The organism is Ruegeria sp. CI1 (assembly GCF_056536925.1).
Genome location: NZ_JBQFQP010000002.1, coordinates 89,064 through 108,102, shown reverse-complemented (window position 1 = coordinate 108,102; position 19,039 = coordinate 89,064). Strand labels below are relative to the sequence as shown.

The following is a 19,039-nucleotide window of genomic DNA, read 5'->3' as shown; positions in this document are numbered from 1 at the left end:
CACTTAATTCCCCTCGCCGGTGCTGCGACGCAGCTCGTTGAGCGGCAGGTAAGGCACAACTCCCTGCCCCTGTCCGCTTATATTCTCGTCGAGGATGATCTTGTCCACATCACCCAGAACCTGCTCCATCCGCTCCAGATAGAGGCGCTTTCGGGTCACATCGGGTGCCTTGGCGTATTCCTCCAAAACCGCGCTGAAGCGGCTGGCCTCACCCTGCGCCTCGTTGACGACGCGGGCGCGATACCCTTCGGCTTCTTCCAGCACCTGGGCGGCTTCACCGCGCGCACCGGCCAGAACCCGGTTGGCATAGGCATCGGCCTGTTTCTCAAGCCGGTCACGCTCCTGCCCCGCCGATTGCACTTCGCGGAAGGCGTCCTTCACCGGCTCTGGCGGATCGGCGCCGTCAAAGTTCACGCGGACGATATTGATGCCAGAATTGTAACTGTCGAGGGTCAACTGAATCAGTTCCTCCAACCGTTCGGCGATGATCGCACGGTCACGGTTGAGAATCGGCGCCAGATCGGATTGTGCGATGATCTCGCGCATGGCCGATTCAGACACCGCCTGAATGGTCTGGCGGGGATCGCGCAGATTGAACAGATAAGCGGCCGGGTCGTTGATGTTCCAGACCACCTGAAAATCGATATCGACGATGTTTTCATCCCCGGTAAGCATCAGACCCGCTTCGATGCCGCGACCGCCCGAGCCGATGGTTTCGGTCTGTTCCACCTTGACAGGGATCACCTCGGCCGTGACCACCGGCCATGGCGCAAAGTTCAGACCTTCGGTGCCGATGCCCGAAAACTTGCCAAACAGCAACTCGACCGACTGTTCTTCGGGCTTGACCGTATAGGCGCTTGCAAATCCCCATAGGCCAAGCGCCACAAGAGCGCCCAGCAGAACCGTTCCCTTGGTCAGGGCGGGACCACCGCCACCGCCACCGCCCTTGCCGCTGCCGCCACGGCCACCGCCGCCGCGCCCGCCCATCAACACGCGCAGCTGCTCCTGGCCTTTTTTCATCAGCTCGTCGATCTCGGGGATCTGCGGGCCATCGCCTTCGGGCGGGCGTCGCCCGCCACCGTTGTTGCCTCGATTTCCTCCGCCACCCGAGGAGCCTCCGCCCCCCCAGGGGCCACCGCTGTTGCCCGCCATATGTTATCTTTCCCTTGTTTTGGCCCGTGTGATCACGGCGTCCCTTGTAACGTGTATGCGCGCGCGTGCAAATCAAGCACTGCGCACAGGATGCCGCATCGTGACCAGTTCCTCGGCCATGACCGGGTGAACGGCCACGGTCCGGTCGAAATCTTCTTTTGTCGCGCCCATCTTTACGGCGATCCCCGCAAGCTGGATCATCTCGCCCGCGCCCGGAGCCACGATATGACAGCCCAGAACTTTTCGCGTTGCCTTGGACACGATGAGTTTCATCAGAACCCGCTGCGATCGCCCGGCAAAGGATTGCTGCATCGGCTTGAACGATGTTGCATAGACCTCAATCGGCTCCTGCGCCGCCGCCTCTTCCTCGCTCAGGCCCACGGTGCCCATCTCGGGCTGGGTGAAGATCGCGGTCGGAATCAGTTCATGATCGACCGGCGTGGGATTACCCTTGAACACGGTTTCGACAAAGGCCATGCCCTCGCGGATCGCCACCGGAGTCAGGTTGACCCGGTCAGTCACGTCCCCGATGGCATAGATCGAAGGAACCGCCGTCTGACTATATTCGTCGACCACGATCTCGCCCTTGCGGCCGCGTTCGACACCCAACGCTTCGAGGCCCAGATCATCGGCATTGGGCGCGCGGCCCGTAGCGTACATCACCACATCGAAGGTCTGTTCGGTGCCATTGGTGGCTTTGACCCGGATCCCATCGCCATCCTTCGCCATCTCGATCACATTGGTGCCCAAGTGAACGTCAACACCGTTCTGACACATTTCTTCGCAGATCAGCCCGCGCGCTTCGTCGTCGAACCCGCGCAAAATCTGTGCACCGCGATAGAATTGCGTTGTCTTGACCCCCATCCCGTTCATGATCCCGGCAAACTCGCAGGCGATATAACCACCACCAACGATCAGGATGCTTTCCGGCAGTTTTTCCAGATGGAAAATCTCGTTTGATGTGATTGCCAGATCCGAGCCCGGAAATTCGGGCACCACCGGGCGACCGCCCGTGGCGATCAGGATATGCTTGGCAGTCTTGCGGGTGCCGTCGGCCAGTTCGACCGTGTGCGGGTCGATCAGGCGGGCACGCTGATCGAAGCTTTCGACGCCGTTGTTCTTCAGAATGTTGCGATAGACGCCTTCCAGCCGATCCAGTTCGGCCACCAGCTTGTTGTGAAAGGCGTTCCAGTCAAAGGCACCGGCCTGAATGTTCCAGCCATAGGATTGCGCATCTTCAACCATGGAGGAGTATTCGCTGGCAAAGACCATCAGTTTCTTGGGTACACAGCCCCGGATCACGCAGGTGCCGCCGTAACGGTCTTCCTCGGCCAGTGCCACTCTGGCCCCGGTCTCGCCCGCCGCCACGCGTGCCGCACGCACCCCGCCCGAGCCGCCGCCGATGACGAACAGGTCATAGTCAAAACTCATTTTGATTTCCTTAGCTTGAACTTATCGGCAATACTCGCAAGATCGGGTCCCGCCAAAAGACCAAGTATTCCCAGAAGGGCTGGGAAGAAAAAAATTCCACCGATACCGCCGAAAATTGCTGTGAAAACCCCACCAACCAAACCGGTTCCTGCTCCAATTGCAAATCCAATCAAGGAACCAATCGCCGCACCCACAATCCGAAACTTTCCCATTTTTCTTCCTACGCTCAATCCGCAAGATCGGAAAACAGGTTTTCAGTCTCTGCAAAGTCCATCCGATCCCGCTCAATCGTGCCTTCATTGATGTCACGCACATCGACCCGGCCATCGCCATAGCCGATCACGACCCTGTCACAGATATCAATGAAAAGCCCGTTTTCAACCACGCCCGGGATTTGGTTCAGAACCAGCGCCAATTGCCGTGCATTTCCGATACGCTGCAGATGCAGGTCCAGAATGTGGTTGCCTTCGTCCGTGATGAACGGCGCCTCGCCGGTCATTCGCAGCGAGGTCGAACGACCCAGAACATCCATTGCCACCAAGGTTTCCTCGATCAGCGAGCGGGTTGTCTGCCATCCAAACGGGATGACCTCGACCGGCAGGGGAAACGCGCCCAGCGCCTCGACCTCTTTGCCAGCATCGGCGATCACCACCATCTGGTCGCTGGCCGTGGCCACGATCTTTTCCTGCAGCAGCGCGCCGCCGCCGCCCTTGATCAGATTCAGGTCGCCATCGAATTCATCTGCCCCGTCGATGGTCAGATCCAGCCAACCGGCCTGATCCAGCGAAACCACCTCGATCCCCACCTCGCGGGCCAGCTGCGCCGTCCGGGTCGAGGTCGGCACGCCCTTGATCCGCAAACCTTCCTCGCGCACCATTTCGCCCAGGCAACGCACCAGCCAGGCGGCGGTTGATCCGGTTCCCAACCCAACGCGCATTCCATCCTCGACCATCTCGGCGGCGCGCCTTGCAGCGACGAGTTTGGCCTTGTCGATGGGCGGCAATTCACTGGTCATGGCAGCAACTCCAAAAGCGTAATTTGCGCCCTTATAGGCAAAGAGTTGCGGCGGTGCGAGGGGGCTTGTCCTGCTTTGCTCGCTCGGAGCCCTAATTTTTGCTAGGTTACCCTTGGGGAAACGCGCATGTTGCAATTTGACGAGGCCACGGCCCGAATTCTGGATGACGCCTATCTTGGGGCTGATGTTTCTCGCAGGCGGCGTGAGAGCTTTGACGCCGTGTCACCGAAACCCGATGACCGCATCCTCGATCTCGGTTGCGGTAACGGTTTGATGACGATGGAACTTTCCCGGGCGGTTGGGCCAAACGGAAACGTTACCGGCCTGGATCAGAGCCAGGATATGTTGAGTTCCGCGCGCGACCGTTGCGCCGGACTGGACAATGTGGACCTCATCGAAGGCGCCGCCGAAGCGCTGCCGTTTGGCGATGGGCAGTTCGACAAGGCGGTCTCGGTTCAGGTCTTCGAATACCTCACCGATATGCGTCCTGCCCTGCGAGAGCTTCACCGCGTGTTGCGACCGGGTGGGCGTTTGGTGATCGGAGACATGCATTGGGACACGCTTGCCTGGCATAGCGACGATCCTGAACGGATGGGCCGTATGACCCGCATCTGGGACGGGCATCTGGCACGGCTGGATGTGCCCGCTCATCTGCCGCCACAATTGAGGGAATGCGGTTTTGCCGTCGATGTCATACGGCCCCACACGATCTGCGACACCGACCTGAGACCTGATGGGTTGGCGAACATGATGATTCGACTGATGACGGCCTATGCGACCCAGACCGGAGCGATGCCGGAAAACCGTGCCCTTGCCTGGGCCCGGGAACAGGAAAACCTTGCCGAACAGGGGCGGTTTTTCTTTGCGATCACGCATTTTGTCTGTGTCGCACACAAGTCGGCCCGGTCCGATTGACAAAAGATGTCGCCGAAATGCGCGTTTCCGATGGGAAACGTCGGAATCAGCTGTTTCTCCGGCCTCGTGCGCCTGTAAGTTGCCGTCGATGAAGATGCCTTATCGCCTGCACTATGCCCCCGACAATGCCTCGCTGATCATTCGCCTGGTATTGGAAGAGATGGGCCAGCCCTACGAGACCGTTCTTGTAGATCGCGCACAGCGCGAACAGGACAGCGCCGCCTATCGCGCGATGAATCCCAATGGGTTGATTCCGGTGCTGGAAACGCCGCAAGGGCCGATGTTCGAAACCGCCGCCATTCTACTATGGCTTGCGGAAACGCACGACCAGCTTGCCCCGGCGATGGGCGCCGATGACCGCGCATCGTTCCTGAAATGGCTGTTCTTTACGTCGAATACGCTGCATGCCGACCTGCGCATGCTGTTCTACCCCGACGCCTATATCGATACTGCGGCATCTGAGACCCTGCGCGCGGGCATCCGCCCGCGCCTGCGCCGCCACCTTGCCATTCTGGACGCAGAAGCCCGATCCAAACCTGGCTGGCTGAATCCCGACACACCTTCTGTTCTGACTTATTATCTTGCCTGTCTGCTACGCTGGATGGACCTGTATCCGCAGGGCAGCGACAAGAGCTGGTTCAACCTTGCTGATACTCCGCATCTGCAACGTATCCTGCAGGGGCTTGAAATCCGCCCCGCCACCCGCGCCGCCGTCGCGGCCGAGGGATTGGGCGCCACGCCTTTTACCTCTCCTGTTCACGCCACCCCTCCAGAAGGCTCTGCAACCTGATGTTTCTTTCTGTCTTCGACATGTTCAAAGTGGGCATTGGCCCGTCCTCCTCTCACACGATGGGTCCGATGGTCGCCGCCGCGCGCTTTCTGGACCTGATGCGCGCCTCACCGTTCGAGTTCGCGGGCCTCAAGGCCTCTTTGCACGGCTCGTTGGCCTTTACCGGCGTCGGCCACGCCACTGACCGCGCCACCATTCTGGGGCTGGCCGGGTTCGTGCCCGATACTTATGACAACGACAAGGCCGAAGCCGCGCTGTCCACCATCAACGAAACCCATTCGGTGACGCCCGAAGGCCTGCCGACCCTCAAATTCGACCCCAAGCACGATCTGGTCTTTGACTATGACCACAACCTGCCGGGCCACGCCAACGCCATGATCTTGATGGCGACCGATGCTCAGGGGGACGTGATCCTGAAGCAGATCTACTATTCGGTCGGCGGCGGCTTTGTCCTGACTGAGGAAGAGCTGGCTCAAGGCAAAGACACCAATGACGGCCCACCGGTGCCATTTCCGTTCAAATCCGCAGCTGAAATGTTGGAAATGGCTGCCTCGTCGGGCAAAACCATTGCCCAGATGAAGCGCGACAACGAAATTGCGCGCGGTTGTGCGATTTCCTTCGCCAAGGGTACTGCCCGACTTTGGGAAGTGATGAACAACTGTATAGAGCGCGGGTTGGCCACCGATGGCATCCTGCCGGGCGGCCTGAACGTGCGGCGGCGCGCCAAGGGTATCCATGACGCCCTGATTGCCGAACGCGGTATGAACCTGAACGCGCCGCACACGATCAACGACTGGATGAGCGTCTATGCCATGGCGGTGAACGAGGAAAACGCCGCTGGAGGTCAGGTCGTCACCGCCCCCACCAATGGGGCGGCCGGCACCATGCCCGCCGTTCTGCGCTATTACCTCGATCACGTTCCCGGCGCCTCTGAATCCCATATCGAGGATTTCCTGCTGACGGCCGCCGCCATCGGCGGGCTGATCAAGTACAACGCCTCGATCTCAGGTGCCGAGGCCGGGTGTCAGGCAGAGGTTGGCAGCGCCTCTGCCATGGCCGCTGCAGGCCTGTGCGCCGTGATGGGCGGTACGCCTGAGCAGGTTGAAAATGCTGCCGAGATCGCCCTCGAACATCACCTTGGCATGACCTGCGATCCGGTCAAGGGATTGGTGCAGGTGCCTTGCATCGAGCGCAACGGGTTAGCGGCGATCAAGGCAGTTTCCGCCGCCTCGCTGGCGCTGCGCGGGGATGGCAAGCACTTTGTGCCGCTTGATTCAGCGATCGAAACCATGCGCCAGACCGGCCACGACATGCACGAGAAATACAAGGAGACCTCGCTGGGTGGTCTGGCAGTCAACGTGCCGAACTGCTGAGCTGCCGCCGGGCCAAAACCGATTGGGCGGCTTTTGGCCCTTTTGAAATCCCGAAACCTGACCTAGCGTGCACGGCATGACTCAGGATCGCCCCGTTCTTGGCATTCTCCTGATGCTTGGTTTCTGCGTTCTTGCGCCGATGGGCGACGCAATTGCCAAACTGCTGGGAGAGACGATGCCCATAGGCCAACTTTTGCTGGTCCGCTTTGCGATTCAGGCGGCGGTTTTAATACCACTAATCGTAGCCACCCGGCGCCCGTGGCGCATGCGAGCGCGCGTCTTTCGCCTGATCGTGATGCGCACGGGCCTGCACATCATCGGAATTGCCGCCATGTTCACGGCACTGCAATTCATGCCTCTGGCAGAGACTGTGGCGATTGCCTTTGTAATGCCGTTCATCATGTTGATCTTGGGAAAATTGGTTCTGAACGAGGAGGTTGGCCTGCGCCGGATCGCGGCCTGCTTCGTCGGCTTTGTCGGCACACTTCTCGTCATTCAACCCAGCTTTGCCGCAGTTGGCCTGCCCGCCCTTCTGCCGCTTGTCGTTGCTGTGGTATTTGCGCTCTTCATGCTTGTTACCCGGCAAATCGCAAAGGAAACCGACCCGGTTTCACTACAAGCAGTATCCGGCGTGCTGGCGACAGTTGCGGTCGCTCCGGTATTGATCGCGGGCACGATTGCTGAACTGCCACAATTGTCCTTTACCCTTCCTCCGACAGTTGCAACCGCATGGCTTCTTATCGCCATCGGGCTTTTGGGAACTTTGGCGCATCTGCTGATGACGTGGTCATTGCGCTATGCCCCGTCCGCAACTCTTGCTCCGATGCAGTATCTGGAAATTCCTGTTGCGACGGTGATCGGATGGCTCATCTTCCACGATCTGCCAAACGGGCTGGCAGCGGTCGGAATCTGCATCACCATCGGCGCAGGTCTTTATGTCATTCTGCGCGAGCGGGCCAGCGCCCGGTCAGCTCCGACTGAAACGCCTGCATGACCTGATCCAGCGAATCACGCGGCACCATGATCAGCATGCCCGGGCCGTCGAACTCCAACACCAAATCGGACAACGCTCTGTTGGAGGTTCCGATCTTACCATCCGGTTCGAAAACCAGCCCTCCGATAGGCCATTCCAAACCCCGGCTGCGCCCCATTACCTGTCGTAAAGGAAACAATGACACGATACTGCCCGGTTCGATTTTTAGTCGGATCGATGGTGGCGCGTGAAAGATGACCTCATGTTTGCCGATCAGAATACAACGCTTTTCTGCATTTCGAATCAACGTATTGAAAACCGCAAGCTGGTGATCGACCCTACCGCCGAGGAAGCCGATTCCCAAAACCAGAGGTGCATCGATGTTGCGTAGCGCCTTGTCAAAATCCGTGCTCTCCTGCTCCCGAACCGGAAACAATCTATCGGCAGGAAAGCGGCCAAGTTCGGACTGTGTCAGCGAATCAAAATCGCCTATGACCGCGTCAGGCATCCGGTCATTCGCAATTACCGCTTGTGCGCCACCGTCCGCAGCCGCCACCAGCACCACGTTTTGAGCCATCAGAGCAAAATCCTTTGCCCCGATTTCGCCCCCTCCTACAAGACCAACCGGCGCGCAACTTTGGATAAATGCGGCATTTTTGTGACCACTGGATTTATTTTTGATTTTTCGACACATTCCGGCCACAAAATGATACCTTGAGTTACACAGTTTTGCGCCGAAAATGGCTCTGGGCGCAACATAAGCTAGACAACTGGTATGTAGAGGACGAGCGTCGCATGGTACAGAGCAACAAAGTGTTAACCGTATCTTACGGGACATTCTCATGCACCCTTGAAGGATTTGAAGATTCCTTTGAGACCATGAAAGCAATCGCAGAGTACTTTCGGGATCTTGCGGCGGATGACCGCTATTTCGGGTCCGAACCTCCGCAACCCGACCCAGAGATGCTGACACAAATCGCGCGACGCGATAAGGCCCGTCATATTGAGGCCCATCAGGATTCCGGCGGCATCCTGCTCCGCGCGTCGGGCGTGGCCGCACCTGCGCCGTCTGCAGAGACATCCTCGCGCGAAGACGAGGCACCCTTCGGCAACGACCGGATCGTCGACCGGCAGGATGTAGCGTCAGACGAAAACACAATTGACGAGGTGCAAAGCGAAGAATTGGCACCTGTCGGAGAAGCAACCGACAATACCGATTTCGAAGACGCGCATAGCGCCGCGCCGCTGGAAGATGTTCCCGAGCATGTTGATGTCGAGGGACCCGACGAGCAACCGCAGGACATGCCGGTTTGGGGTCAATTCCAAGGGACCCCGCTGGAGGCGTCTCCGGAAGAGGTGACCGAAGAGAAAACTGCCCTTTCCGACGAAGTTGAGGAGACGGCGGATGCGCAAGACGCCATCGAACCCTGGTCGGATGAAGTCGATGAGAGTGTATCCTTCGAGGACGAGGTCGATGAGCATATGACCGACCTTCAGGATGCAACTGTTGCTTTTGAAGAGGAAACCGAAACCGCTTCAAGTGACGTTTCCGTGTCGCAGGTTGACCAAGTTAGTGAAGTCATCCCGTCAGAAGAGGCAGACGCTTTGAACGAGTTGACGGTTGAACCGGAAGAAGTCGATGACGAGACCGCCAAAACAGAGGCACCGGTATCGTTCGATCATACCGAAGAAGTGGCGGATGACGCAGATTTGCCCGCACCCGAACTGCGGGCGACGCATTCCGGGCCTGATGCCGTATCCACGGCCGATGAGCCAGAGAGCATCCCCGTTGCCGACAGCATCGTAGCCAAGCTCCAGCGCATCCGCGCTGTGGTCTCACGCCACGATGCCGAAACTGGGCATCTCGCCGAGGACGAAAACACCGAATTCAAGCCACTCGAGGCTTTGAATACGGTCGATGCGATATCCGCAGCCTTCGCCAGGGCAAAGATCGAAGAAGACGCCCACAAAGAGGCACAGGAAAACAGTGCCGGGTACAAAATTCTGGGTGTGAAAGAGACGAACGATCCGATCGACGGCTTTCTGTTCTCCAAACCACAGGTCGGACTCGATTTGGGTTTTGACGATGTGGCGCCGACGATCGATGAAGAAACCACAAATACGCCCAGTGAAGCTCCGGTCGCGCAATCGGTGGAGGACGATTTCGATGGAATCATCGAGTTATCCGAAGAAAGCGCCGAACTCGCGGTAGAATACGTCGACGACAAGGATGAAGAGCTGTCACGGCTGCTGGCTACCGCCGAGCAAAAAATGAGCCTCTCCGGCGGGCAGGAGTCCGCCAATATGGAGTCCGCTGAGTCAGGCGTGCTGCGACTGGTCGCGGAACAGCGGATTGACCTTGCCCCAGAAGACGTCGCATCGAGCATAGCCTCCCAAGCTTTCGAGAGGGAAGAAAGTGAAGGATTCAAGGCCTTTGCAGAAGCGCAAGGCGCCCAATCCATGCCCGAACTGCTTGAAGCGGCTGCGGCCTATCTGTCATTTGTTGAGGGGCAAGAGCAGTTCTCGCGCCCGCAATTGATGAACAAGGTCCGCGCCCTTGACCTGCCGACCTTTGATCGCGAAGACAGCCTGCGTTCGTTTGGTCAGCTGTTACGAGACGGCAAGATCGAAAAGGCGGGCGGAGGACGGTTCTCTGCCTCCAGCCAGATTGGTTTCCGCCCCGGCGATGAGCGTGCTGCAGGCTGACTATTGAAACAACAGGAATGCAAAAAGGCCGATCATCTGATCGGCCTTTTTTTGTTTGTTCGGCAAAGGCCGATTGTCAGCGCTTGTCCTTGTCCGGGTCGGCTTGGCCAACGCCACGAAAGACATATTTGAAGGGCAGCGCCCACAAAACGCCCAGACCGACATAAACCAACAGTTCCAGCCAGATTGGCGGACGATCCAACAAATTCAGCACTGTCACCACAGCCACAATATAAAGCGGCAAGCCCAACAGCAGGATGATCAAAGACCAGCGGCGACGGGCCTTGTAGCTGAGGCCCGGCTTCTTGGCCCCACCCATCAGTCGGCAAACGGGTCGGTGACCAGAATGGTATCCTCCCGCTCCGGGCTGGTTGAAAGCAGCGCCACAGGGCATTCGATCAGCTCTTCCACCCGTTTGACGTATTTGATGGCATTGGCAGGCAGGTCGTTCCAGCTGCGTGCGCCCTCGGTGGATTCGCTCCAGCCCGGCATTTCCTCGTAGATCGGCTTACAGCGCGCCTGTTGATCCGCCGCCGTCGGCAGATAATCCAGCCGCGCACCATCCAGTTCGTAACCCACGCAGATCTTCAGCGTCTCAAACCCGTCCAGCACGTCCAGCTTCGTTAGCGAAATACCGTTGACGCCGCTGGTGGCGCAGGTCTGGCGCACCAGCACCGCGTCGAACCAGCCACAGCGACGCTTTCGCCCGGTGACGGTGCCAAACTCATGCCCCCGGGTGCCCAGACGGTTGCCGTCCTCGTCATCCAGCTCGGTCGGGAATGGCCCCTCGCCCACGCGGGTGGTATAGGCCTTTACAATACCCAGAACAAAATCGATCGATCCCGGCCCGATGCCCACACCCGTGGCGGCCTGCCCGGCGATCACGTTCGACGAAGTCACGAACGGATAGGTGCCGAAATCGATGTCAAGCAGCGCACCTTGCGCACCTTCGAACAGGATGCGCTTTCCAGCCTTGCGTTGTTCGTTCATGATCTTCCACACCGGACCGGCGTATTGCAGTATTTGTGGCGCGATCTCTTTGAGCTGCGCGACCAGCGCGTCTCTGTCCACCGGTTCTATTCCCAACCCCTTGCGCAGTGGGTCGTGATGTTGCAATGCCCGGTCGATCCGCGCTTCAAGCGTGGCATCATCAGCCAGATCAGCGACCCGAACGGAACGGCGCCCCACCTTGTCTTCATAGGCAGGCCCGATGCCTCGCCCGGTGGTGCCAATCTTGGTCCCTTTGGAGGCCGCTTCTTCCCGCGCCCGGTCCAGTTCGCCATGAATTGGCAGGATAAGCGGCGTGTTTTCGGCGATCATCAGAGTCTCGGGGCTGATGTCGACGCCCTGCGCCCGGATCGACTCGATTTCCTTGACCAGATGCCAAGGGTCCAGCACCACGCCATTGCCGATCACGCTCAGCTTGCCACCGCGCACGACGCCCGAGGGCAAAGCGTTCAGTTTATAGACTTTGCCGTCAATGACCAGGGTATGACCAGCATTGTGCCCGCCCTGAAAACGCGCAATCAAGTCCGCCCGCTCGCTGAGCCAGTCAACGATTTTGCCTTTACCCTCGTCACCCCATTGGGCGCCGACAACCACCACGTTGGCCATATCCGGTCCTTTTGCGCTGAACTACCAAACCCGGCTCATATACCGGGGCGCGTGGATCAGGGAAACCGCAAATTCGACGCACCGGACAGGCCACCTCTTCACCTTTTCAAAAATACTCCGGAGGAGTCGCGGCTTGCTGCGACGGGGGGCAACGCCCCTCTTGTCACTCTACAGGCAAATGCACAGGTTCGCCGTGGGGCGTCGTCAGGTACGCCTGCTCCCAGGCGGTGTGCATCCGGGCGACCTCGCTGAACTGCGCGACGCCGCTGTCGGCCAGAAACATCTCAAGCGTTTCAAGCCAGGCGCGAAAATAGTCTTCACCGCCGTCAAGCTCCTGCGTCAACCCTCGCCTTTTCAGGGTAGCCGCAAAGCGCTCTACCCACTCGGTCCAGGCGAATCGTCCGGCCTCGTTCATGACGACAGTCAACGCAAAGACCTGCGCGTGCCAGGGTGCCTCAAAAACCGGCTCGGGCGCGGTATGCGAGGGGCAGTCGTTCATCCTGGCACCAGATAGCTTTGCCACAGGTCCAGAACCACTTCATCGTCGGGGTGTTCCGGATGCGCCCACAACTCGCGGGAAAAAAAGCGCACGGCATAAAGCGGCTCGGGCGCCTCGCCCAACCCGTGCGCGTTGCTGTCGGGTAGAACGTGATTGCCGTGAACGTTTCGGATATAACCATGCGCCCCGGCCACGTATTTGGGCAACCGGGTGTGCCCGCTGGCAACCAGCGCATTATCGGTCGGCATGCGCACCCGTACCGCCTGACCTGCCGAGAACCTTGGCAAAGGCCCGGTCGGGCGGTCGGCGGGGCCGCCCTTGGCCAGAACACCAGCCACAGCTTGCGCTTTCAATGCCTTGGCTGCCAGCGGGTGGGGCGCGTCTCTTTCTTCGCCGCGCAGATCGCCCTCGGTCAGCACCCCGGATTCGACCAGCAGATCGGCCAGCGCAGAGATCCATTTCTCATAGTAGGAAAATCGCGTGTAATCCTTGGGCGACAACCTCTCGCGCGCGTGGCGTGAAACGTCTATGTTCCACTGACCCAGCGCCCCGGCAGCCAAGGTCACAGCCAAGGCGCGAGCGTGCCAATCCTCGGCGAAAACAGGGGCGTCCTCGGCCTCCGGTCTTACTGGGCCGTCGCCGAACCTCCCGCCCATGTCATGTACGCGGGTCATGACGGCACCTTGGCCAGGCCGGTGCCGATCATACTGTCACGAGTGACCAACGCAGCGAGTTCCTCTTCGCCCATCCCCTCAGTCCCCTTGGGCCGCATCGGCAGCACGAGATAGCGTACCTCCGCCGTCGAATCCCAAACCCTGACGGTGGTTTCCGGCGGCAGGGTTACACCGAAATCTGCCAGCACCTTGCGCGGCTCACGCACCGCGCGAGCCCGATAGGCATCGGATTTGTACCATCCCGGTGGGATGCCAAGCAGCGGCCAAGGATAGCAACTGCACAGGGTGCAAACGACCATGTTGTGCCGGGTGGGCGTATTTTCGACCACCACCATGTGCTCGCCCTGTCGACCGAAATAGCCCAGGTCGGCAACGACCGGTGTTGCATCCTTAAGCAGCGCAGCCTTGAATACGGGATCGCTCCAGGCCTTTGCCACCACATGCGCGCCGTTCTTCGGCCCGATGCGATTCTGATAGGTATCTATGATCTCATCGAGTGCTGCCGGGTCGATCAGCCCCTTGCGGGTCAGAATCGTTTCCAATGCCTTGACTCGCAGTGCGGGCTCAGGCGGCAAAAGAGCATGTGGGTGGTCGTGGTCGTCATGCGGCATAATCCGAGCCTGCGCGAGGCAAGGGCCTCTGTCCAGTCCTTTTGGTGTGATATCCGACATCACCGGACGTGATGGAAACTCCTCCCTTGCCCCTCCGGGCAAACTTGCATAGATACCACGCGATACACGCCACGCCGCACAGGAAGACCATGGAAAACGTTGTCCTCATCATTCACCTTCTTTTGGCTTTGGGCCTGATCGCCGTCGTTTTGATGCAGCGGTCCGAAGGTGGCGGGCTTGGCATGGGCGGCGGCGGTGGCGGCGTCATGTCGGGCCGCGCGGCGGCAACTGCCTTGGGCAAGCTGACATGGATTCTGGCGATCTGCTTTATCGTCACGTCGATCACGCTGACGATCATCGCGGCCAAGAAATCTTCGGGCAGTTCTGTCATCGACCGGCTGGGTGTTCCTACGCAGGAAGAATCGCAGCCCAGCACACCGGAGCTTCCGGCAGGCGAAGACCTGTTGCCGCCGGCACAGGGCGACAACGCGCCGCTGATCCCGCAAGCCGACTGATCCACAAAACCTAGAAATCCGATAGAGAACGGCACAGCATCTTGCGGTTCTCTTGCGCTTTGCGCGCGAATCTCTTATATGTGAAGTCCCGTGGTGCTGCGGTTTTTTTTGACCGCCGGGCAGTTGATAATACGTCACACGGGAGCAGCCGAAAAACATGGCACGATTTATTTTCATTACTGGCGGTGTTGTGTCTTCGCTCGGCAAGGGCCTGGCGTCGGCGGCACTTGGCGCTTTGCTTCAGGCACGGGGATACTCGGTGCGTTTGCGCAAGCTGGATCCTTACCTGAACGTCGATCCCGGAACCATGTCGCCATTTGAACATGGCGAGGTTTTCGTCACCGATGACGGGGCCGAGACCGATCTGGATCTTGGCCACTATGAACGTTTCACTGGTGTGGCGGCACGCAAGACGGATTCAGTGAGCTCTGGCCGCATCTATTCCAACGTGCTGGAGAAGGAACGCCGCGGAGACTATCTGGGCAAGACCATTCAAGTGATCCCGCACGTCACCAACGAGATCAAGGATTTCATCGCCATCGGCGAAGATGAGGTCGATTTCATGCTCTGCGAGATCGGCGGCACCGTAGGCGACATCGAAGGGTTGCCATTTTTCGAAGCTATCCGCCAGTTCAGCCAGGACAAACCGCGCGGTCAATGCATCTTTATGCACCTCACACTGCTACCCTATATTAAAGCGTCGGGTGAGTTGAAAACCAAGCCGACCCAGCACTCGGTCAAGGAACTGCGGTCAATCGGTCTGGCTCCCGACATTCTGGTCTGCCGCTCGGAAGGGCCGATTCCACAGAAAGAACGTGAGAAACTGGCCCTGTTCTGCAACGTCCGCCCGGACAGCGTTATTGCGGCGCAGGACCTGTCCACCATCTATGACGCACCGCTGGCCTATCACAAGGAAGGTCTGGATCAGGCGGTTCTGGATGCTTTCCAGATCAGCCCGGCCCCGAAACCCGATCTGGCCAAATGGGAAGACGTCAGCGACCGCATCCACAACGCCGAAGGCGAAGTGAAGGTCGCCATCGTCGGCAAATACACTCAGCTCGAAGACGCCTATAAGTCGATTGCCGAGGCGCTGACCCATGGCGGCATGGCCAACCGGGTGAAGGTGAAGATCGAATGGGTCGATGCCGAGATTTTCGACACCGAAGACCCAGCACCCCATCTCGAAGGTTTCCACGCGATCCTCGTCCCTGGTGGCTTTGGCGAACGCGGGACCGAGGGCAAGATCAAAGCCGCACAATATGCACGCGAGCACAAAGTACCTTATCTGGGTATCTGCCTGGGCATGCAAATGGCGGTGATCGAAGCCGCTCGAAACGTCGCCGGCATTGCCGAGGCCGGGTCCGAGGAGTTCGACCACGAAGCCGGGAAAAAGCGTTTCGAACCCGTCGTCTATCACCTCAAGGAGTGGGTTCAGGGCAATCACCGGGTCGAGCGCAAGGTCGGCGACGACAAGGGCGGTACAATGCGACTGGGCGCTTATGACGCGGTTCTGGCAGAAGGCTCCAAGGTGGCCGAAGTCTATGGTGCGCGCAATATCGAGGAACGCCATCGCCACCGCTATGAGGTGGACATCAAGTATCGGGAAAAGTTGGAAAAATCGGGCCTGAATTTCTCGGGAATGAGCCCCGACGGGCGCCTGCCGGAGATCGTCGAATGGTCGGATCATCCGTGGTTCATCGGTGTTCAGTATCATCCCGAACTGAAATCCAAACCTTTCGACCCGCATCCCCTGTTCAAGGATTTTGTCCGCGCCGCCAAGGAAACATCACGGCTGGTATAAATCACCGCAAAGTGTGGGGCGGGTCGGACTTTCCTGTTCGACATACCCCGTCTCAAGGTTCACTGTCTGTGGACACGAGACAGGAGATCGGTCATGAACTCTCAGATTACCCGCGCAGAACAGTTTGCGGCCTTGCATCGCAAGGGCGACCCGGTGATTCTCTACAACATCTGGGACGCGGGCAGCGCTGCTGCAGTACGCGACGCCGGGGCCAAGGCAATTGCAACGGGCAGTGCTCCGGTTGCCATGGCGCAAGGTTTTTCCGACGGTCAGAACGTGCCGATGGATGACGCGCTGGATAATGCCCGCCGCATTGTCAACGCCGTCGATCTGCCGGTCACGCTGGATTTCGAAGGCGGATATGCGGAAGATCCGGCAACGATCACGACCAATGTTCGTGCAGCGTTGCAATCCGGCGTGATCGGCTTCAATTTCGAAGATCAGATCATCGGAACAAAAAACCTGTACGACATTGAAACGCAAGTGGGTCGGGTTGCCGCAATGCGCCAAGGCTGTGAGGCGTCCGGCATTCCTGCCTTCATTAATGCGCGCACGGATATCTTTCTGAAGGCTCATCCGGACAACCATGATAATGCAATGCTGGATGATGCCGTTGCACGCGCCAAAGCCTATGCTGATGCCGGGGCCAGCGGGTTCTTTGCCCCCGGCCTGAAGGATGAAGCACTGATTGCCCGACTTTGTGATACCATCGACCTGCCCGTCAACATCATCGCCCTGCCCGGCACGCCAGATACGCCGACACTGGCGAAACTAGGTGTTGCACGTGTCAGCTATGGTCCGGTGCCCTATCGACAGATGATTGCCTGGCTGCAAGAGAATGCGAGCGCGGCACTGCGGCCATAGGGTTGATCCGCGTTAGGGTATTGCAAATCTGCGGTTTCCTTCGCACTTTGCCTCGTGAACCGCAGGAGGAAATCCCATGACCAAGGGATATTGGGTCGCCCATGTGGATGTGGACGACATGGAGACATACAAGACCTATATCGCCGCAAACGCCGCACCGTTTGCCGAATATGGCGCCCGTTTTCTGGTGCGCGGCGGTGAGCGGCAAGTGCGCGAAGGTCAGGCGCGCGCCAGGACCGTGGTTATCGAATTTCCGACCTACGAAGATGCTTTGGCCTGCTATGACAGCGTCGGCTACCAGGATGCCAAGGCTTTGCGTGACCCGGTGTCGACCGGCGATCTGGTGATCATCAAGGGATATGATGTCTAGTTCCTGCTTGGCGACCTTCTCAAACCGGAATAGTCTGCCCCCATGCTGAAGAAGTTGTTTCAGGCGTTTCGCCCCCCCCAACACTCGGCGCTGCCCGATCCCGACGCCGAACTGGCGCTGGGGGCTTTGCTGGTGCGCGTGGCACAAGCGGACCGCGACTATCAGGTCGAAGAAATCCGGTTGATTGATAAAATTCTTGCGCGCCTGTACCAGCACAACGCGATCGAGGCCGCAAAGGTGCGCGCGACCTGCGAGAAGCTGCATGCCGCCGCGCCGGATACAGACACATTCGGCAAGCTGATCCGTGAAACCACCGATCTGCAAGAGCGTATGGCCGCCCTGGACGCGCTTTGGGAAGTCGTGCTCGCAGATGGCGAGACCCAGGAAGGTGAGATCAAGATCGTCGAAGAAGCCCGCGCAGCAATGGGGCTCAGCTTCAATGACAGCAAGGCGGCCCGCGCGCGCGTTCAAAGCCGCTTGGACCCGCAGTAAACCCACCCTATAACCGACTCATGTTTGGCAATTTTCTTTCCCGACTGACACAACCACAACCCGACCCGCTGGGTGCCGAAGACGCCCGTCTGGCGCTGACGGCCCTGCTGGTGCGCATCGCACGGTCCGACCACGACTATGCAGATACCGAAATGGCCCGGATCGACCGCATCACCGCGCGTCGCTATGGCCTGTCCCCGTTCGAGGCCGCTGCCCTGCGCGCCCAGGGAGAGGATCTGGAGGCACAAGCCCCCGACACCGTGCGCTTTACCCGCGCCATCAAGGAAGCCGTGCCCTATGACGACCGCAAGGCGGTGGTCGAAGCGATGTGGTCGGTGGTTCTGGCAGACGGAACGCGCACCGGCGAAGAAGACTCGCTGTTACGGCTGGTCACCAGCCTGCTTGGCGTTAGTGATGTTGATTCGGCATTGGCGCGGCAAAAGGCACAACGTTCATGACCGCAATGCTGGGCATGTACGACTTGCCCGCGCTGCAACCCGCAAATGACAGGTTTTGGTCGCTCATTCGCCAACACCTTGGCCGAGGCCCCGATACGCTGACACGCGACCGGGTTTTCTGGGATATCTGGCTCGACCCCGAGATGGTATTTTCGCAGACTTGCGGCATGCCCTATCGAACCCGGTTGCATGGAAGGGTGCAGATCGTTGGCACACCCGATTATGGTCTGCCCGGTTGCCCCCCTGGTCACTACTGTTCGGTGTTCGTCGCCCGCAAGGATGACCCACGTAGCCTGGAACAGCTGACCACCGGAACCTTTGCCTATAACGAAGCACTGTCGCAATCCGGCTGGGCTGCAGCGGTCACCCACTTGGCGGAACTCGGTCTGGCCCCCAGAATGCTCTTGGAAAGCGGAGGTCACGCCCGCTCGGCTCAAGCTGTCGCCGAAGGAAAAGCAGATTTCGCATCACTCGATGCCTTGACCTGGGAACTGCTGAAACAGCACACCGACCTCAGGTACAGGCTCCGCGAGGTCGATCGCACGGAGCCAACCCCAACGCTGCCCTACATTACATCCGATCAAGAAGACGCTTCAGCCATTGCTCGCGCCGTGCGCTCAGCGATCTCCGATCTGTCCGACACGGACCGCCAACTGCTGCATTTGCGGCAGATGGTGAACATCCCGGCCCAGGCATATCTGGCGATTCCAACACCTCCGGGTCCAGAAGTTTTCGCTAGGTCACCCTGACCGTTTCGAGCATTATCTATGATCAAAACGGGCAATC

22 protein-coding genes are annotated in these 19,039 nt (G+C 59.1%); 12 read left to right on the top strand and 10 right to left on the bottom strand.

Annotated features, from left to right (window positions below; all coding sequences use genetic code 11):
* Positions 1 to 3 precede the first annotated feature (3 nt).
* The 4 genes from hflK to rpiA form a co-directional block, all read right to left on the bottom strand.
* Positions 4 to 1,152, bottom strand: coding sequence for an FtsH protease activity modulator HflK (hflK, locus tag ACR0LZ_RS02485; protein ID WP_480748193.1), 1,149 nt, complete (start codon positions 1,150 to 1,152; stop codon positions 4 to 6).
* Between the two features lie 72 nt (positions 1,153 to 1,224).
* The gene (gor, locus tag ACR0LZ_RS02480; RefSeq protein WP_480748192.1) at positions 1,225 to 2,583 is read right to left on the bottom strand and encodes a glutathione-disulfide reductase; all 1,359 of its coding nucleotides are present in this window, start codon (positions 2,581 to 2,583) and stop codon (positions 1,225 to 1,227) included.
* Positions 2,580 to 2,795: a hypothetical protein gene (locus ACR0LZ_RS02475; RefSeq protein ID WP_480748191.1), complete on the bottom strand. Its 216-nt coding sequence runs from the start codon at positions 2,793 to 2,795 to the stop codon at positions 2,580 to 2,582. Before ACR0LZ_RS02475 ends, gor begins: the two co-directional genes overlap by 4 nt.
* Before the next feature lie 14 nt (positions 2,796 to 2,809).
* Positions 2,810 to 3,598, bottom strand: a complete 789-nt coding sequence (rpiA, locus tag ACR0LZ_RS02470; RefSeq protein WP_480748190.1) for a ribose-5-phosphate isomerase RpiA — start codon at positions 3,596 to 3,598, stop codon at positions 2,810 to 2,812.
* A gap of 126 nt (positions 3,599 to 3,724) precedes the next feature.
* Between rpiA and ACR0LZ_RS02465 the strand changes: the two genes are divergently transcribed.
* The 4 genes from ACR0LZ_RS02465 to ACR0LZ_RS02450 all read left to right on the top strand — a co-directional run bounded on the left by ACR0LZ_RS02465 (position 3,725) and on the right by ACR0LZ_RS02450 (position 7,670).
* A complete protein-coding gene (locus tag ACR0LZ_RS02465; RefSeq protein ID WP_480748189.1) occupies positions 3,725 to 4,513 on the top strand; it encodes a methyltransferase domain-containing protein in 789 nt (262 codons plus the stop codon).
* Positions 4,514 to 4,601: 88 nt separating this feature from the next.
* Positions 4,602 to 5,303 (top strand): glutathione S-transferase family protein, encoded by a 702-nt coding sequence (locus ACR0LZ_RS02460; protein WP_480748188.1) that lies wholly within the window; start codon positions 4,602 to 4,604, stop codon positions 5,301 to 5,303.
* Positions 5,303 to 6,676, top strand: coding sequence for an L-serine ammonia-lyase (locus ACR0LZ_RS02455; protein WP_480748187.1), 1,374 nt, complete (start codon positions 5,303 to 5,305; stop codon positions 6,674 to 6,676). The genes ACR0LZ_RS02460 and ACR0LZ_RS02455 overlap by 1 nt, the downstream gene beginning before the upstream one ends.
* A gap of 76 nt (positions 6,677 to 6,752) precedes the next feature.
* Positions 6,753 to 7,670: a DMT family transporter gene (locus ACR0LZ_RS02450; protein WP_480748186.1), complete on the top strand. Its 918-nt coding sequence runs from the start codon at positions 6,753 to 6,755 to the stop codon at positions 7,668 to 7,670.
* On the opposite strand, the gene ACR0LZ_RS02445 is transcribed toward ACR0LZ_RS02450, so the two are convergent.
* The gene (locus ACR0LZ_RS02445; protein ID WP_480748185.1) at positions 7,615 to 8,487 is read right to left on the bottom strand and encodes a thiamine diphosphokinase; all 873 of its coding nucleotides are present in this window, start codon (positions 8,485 to 8,487) and stop codon (positions 7,615 to 7,617) included. The two genes, ACR0LZ_RS02450 and ACR0LZ_RS02445, sit on opposite strands and share 56 nt — an antisense overlap.
* Here ACR0LZ_RS02445 and ACR0LZ_RS02440 point away from each other — a divergent pair.
* Positions 8,445 to 10,355 (top strand): hypothetical protein, encoded by a 1,911-nt coding sequence (locus ACR0LZ_RS02440; RefSeq protein ID WP_480748184.1) that lies wholly within the window; start codon positions 8,445 to 8,447, stop codon positions 10,353 to 10,355. The two genes, ACR0LZ_RS02445 and ACR0LZ_RS02440, sit on opposite strands and share 43 nt — an antisense overlap.
* A 76-nt stretch (positions 10,356 to 10,431) precedes the next feature.
* Here the strand turns inward: ACR0LZ_RS02440 and ACR0LZ_RS02435 are convergent, their stop codons facing one another.
* From ACR0LZ_RS02435 to nthA, 5 genes are all read right to left on the bottom strand, one after another.
* Entirely contained in the window at positions 10,432 to 10,674 is a 243-nt protein-coding gene (locus ACR0LZ_RS02435; RefSeq protein ID WP_480748183.1) for a DUF2842 domain-containing protein, read from the bottom strand.
* On the bottom strand, positions 10,674 to 11,969 hold the full coding sequence (locus ACR0LZ_RS02430) for an adenylosuccinate synthase (RefSeq protein ID WP_480748182.1): 1,296 nt from the start codon (positions 11,967 to 11,969) through the stop codon (positions 10,674 to 10,676). The genes ACR0LZ_RS02435 and ACR0LZ_RS02430 overlap by 1 nt, the downstream gene beginning before the upstream one ends.
* A gap of 163 nt (positions 11,970 to 12,132) precedes the next feature.
* Complete coding sequence (locus ACR0LZ_RS02425; protein WP_480748181.1) at positions 12,133 to 12,468, bottom strand: nitrile hydratase accessory protein; 336 nt, start codon at positions 12,466 to 12,468, stop codon at positions 12,133 to 12,135.
* Positions 12,465 to 13,142: a nitrile hydratase subunit beta gene (gene nthB / locus ACR0LZ_RS02420; protein WP_480748180.1), complete on the bottom strand. Its 678-nt coding sequence runs from the start codon at positions 13,140 to 13,142 to the stop codon at positions 12,465 to 12,467. Before nthB ends, ACR0LZ_RS02425 begins: the two co-directional genes overlap by 4 nt.
* Entirely contained in the window at positions 13,139 to 13,753 is a 615-nt protein-coding gene (gene nthA, locus ACR0LZ_RS02415) for a nitrile hydratase subunit alpha (protein ID WP_480748179.1), read from the bottom strand. Before nthA ends, nthB begins: the two co-directional genes overlap by 4 nt.
* A gap of 149 nt (positions 13,754 to 13,902) precedes the next feature.
* On the opposite strand from nthA, the gene secG reads away from it, so the two are divergent.
* From secG to ACR0LZ_RS02380, 7 genes are all read left to right on the top strand, one after another.
* Positions 13,903 to 14,268, top strand: coding sequence for a preprotein translocase subunit SecG (secG, locus tag ACR0LZ_RS02410; protein WP_480748178.1), 366 nt, complete (start codon positions 13,903 to 13,905; stop codon positions 14,266 to 14,268).
* Positions 14,269 to 14,425: 157 nt separating this feature from the next.
* Positions 14,426 to 16,069 carry a CTP synthase gene (locus ACR0LZ_RS02405; protein ID WP_480748177.1) on the top strand — a complete coding sequence of 548 codons (1,644 nt, stop codon included), beginning with the start codon at positions 14,426 to 14,428 and terminating at the stop codon, positions 16,067 to 16,069.
* Positions 16,070 to 16,162: 93 nt separating this feature from the next.
* Positions 16,163 to 16,933 (top strand): isocitrate lyase/PEP mutase family protein, encoded by a 771-nt coding sequence (locus tag ACR0LZ_RS02400; protein WP_480748176.1) that lies wholly within the window; start codon positions 16,163 to 16,165, stop codon positions 16,931 to 16,933.
* A 76-nt stretch (positions 16,934 to 17,009) separates the two neighbouring features.
* Entirely contained in the window at positions 17,010 to 17,303 is a 294-nt protein-coding gene (locus ACR0LZ_RS02395) for a DUF1330 domain-containing protein (protein ID WP_480748175.1), read from the top strand.
* Between the two features lie 42 nt (positions 17,304 to 17,345).
* Complete coding sequence (locus tag ACR0LZ_RS02390; protein ID WP_480748174.1) at positions 17,346 to 17,795, top strand: tellurite resistance TerB family protein; 450 nt, start codon at positions 17,346 to 17,348, stop codon at positions 17,793 to 17,795.
* 20 nt (positions 17,796 to 17,815) lie between these two features.
* Entirely contained in the window at positions 17,816 to 18,253 is a 438-nt protein-coding gene (locus ACR0LZ_RS02385; protein WP_480748173.1) for a tellurite resistance TerB family protein, read from the top strand.
* A complete protein-coding gene (locus ACR0LZ_RS02380) occupies positions 18,250 to 19,002 on the top strand; it encodes a phosphate/phosphite/phosphonate ABC transporter substrate-binding protein (RefSeq protein WP_480748172.1) in 753 nt (250 codons plus the stop codon). Before ACR0LZ_RS02385 ends, ACR0LZ_RS02380 begins: the two co-directional genes overlap by 4 nt.
* The last annotated feature ends 37 nt before the right edge of the window (positions 19,003 to 19,039 follow it).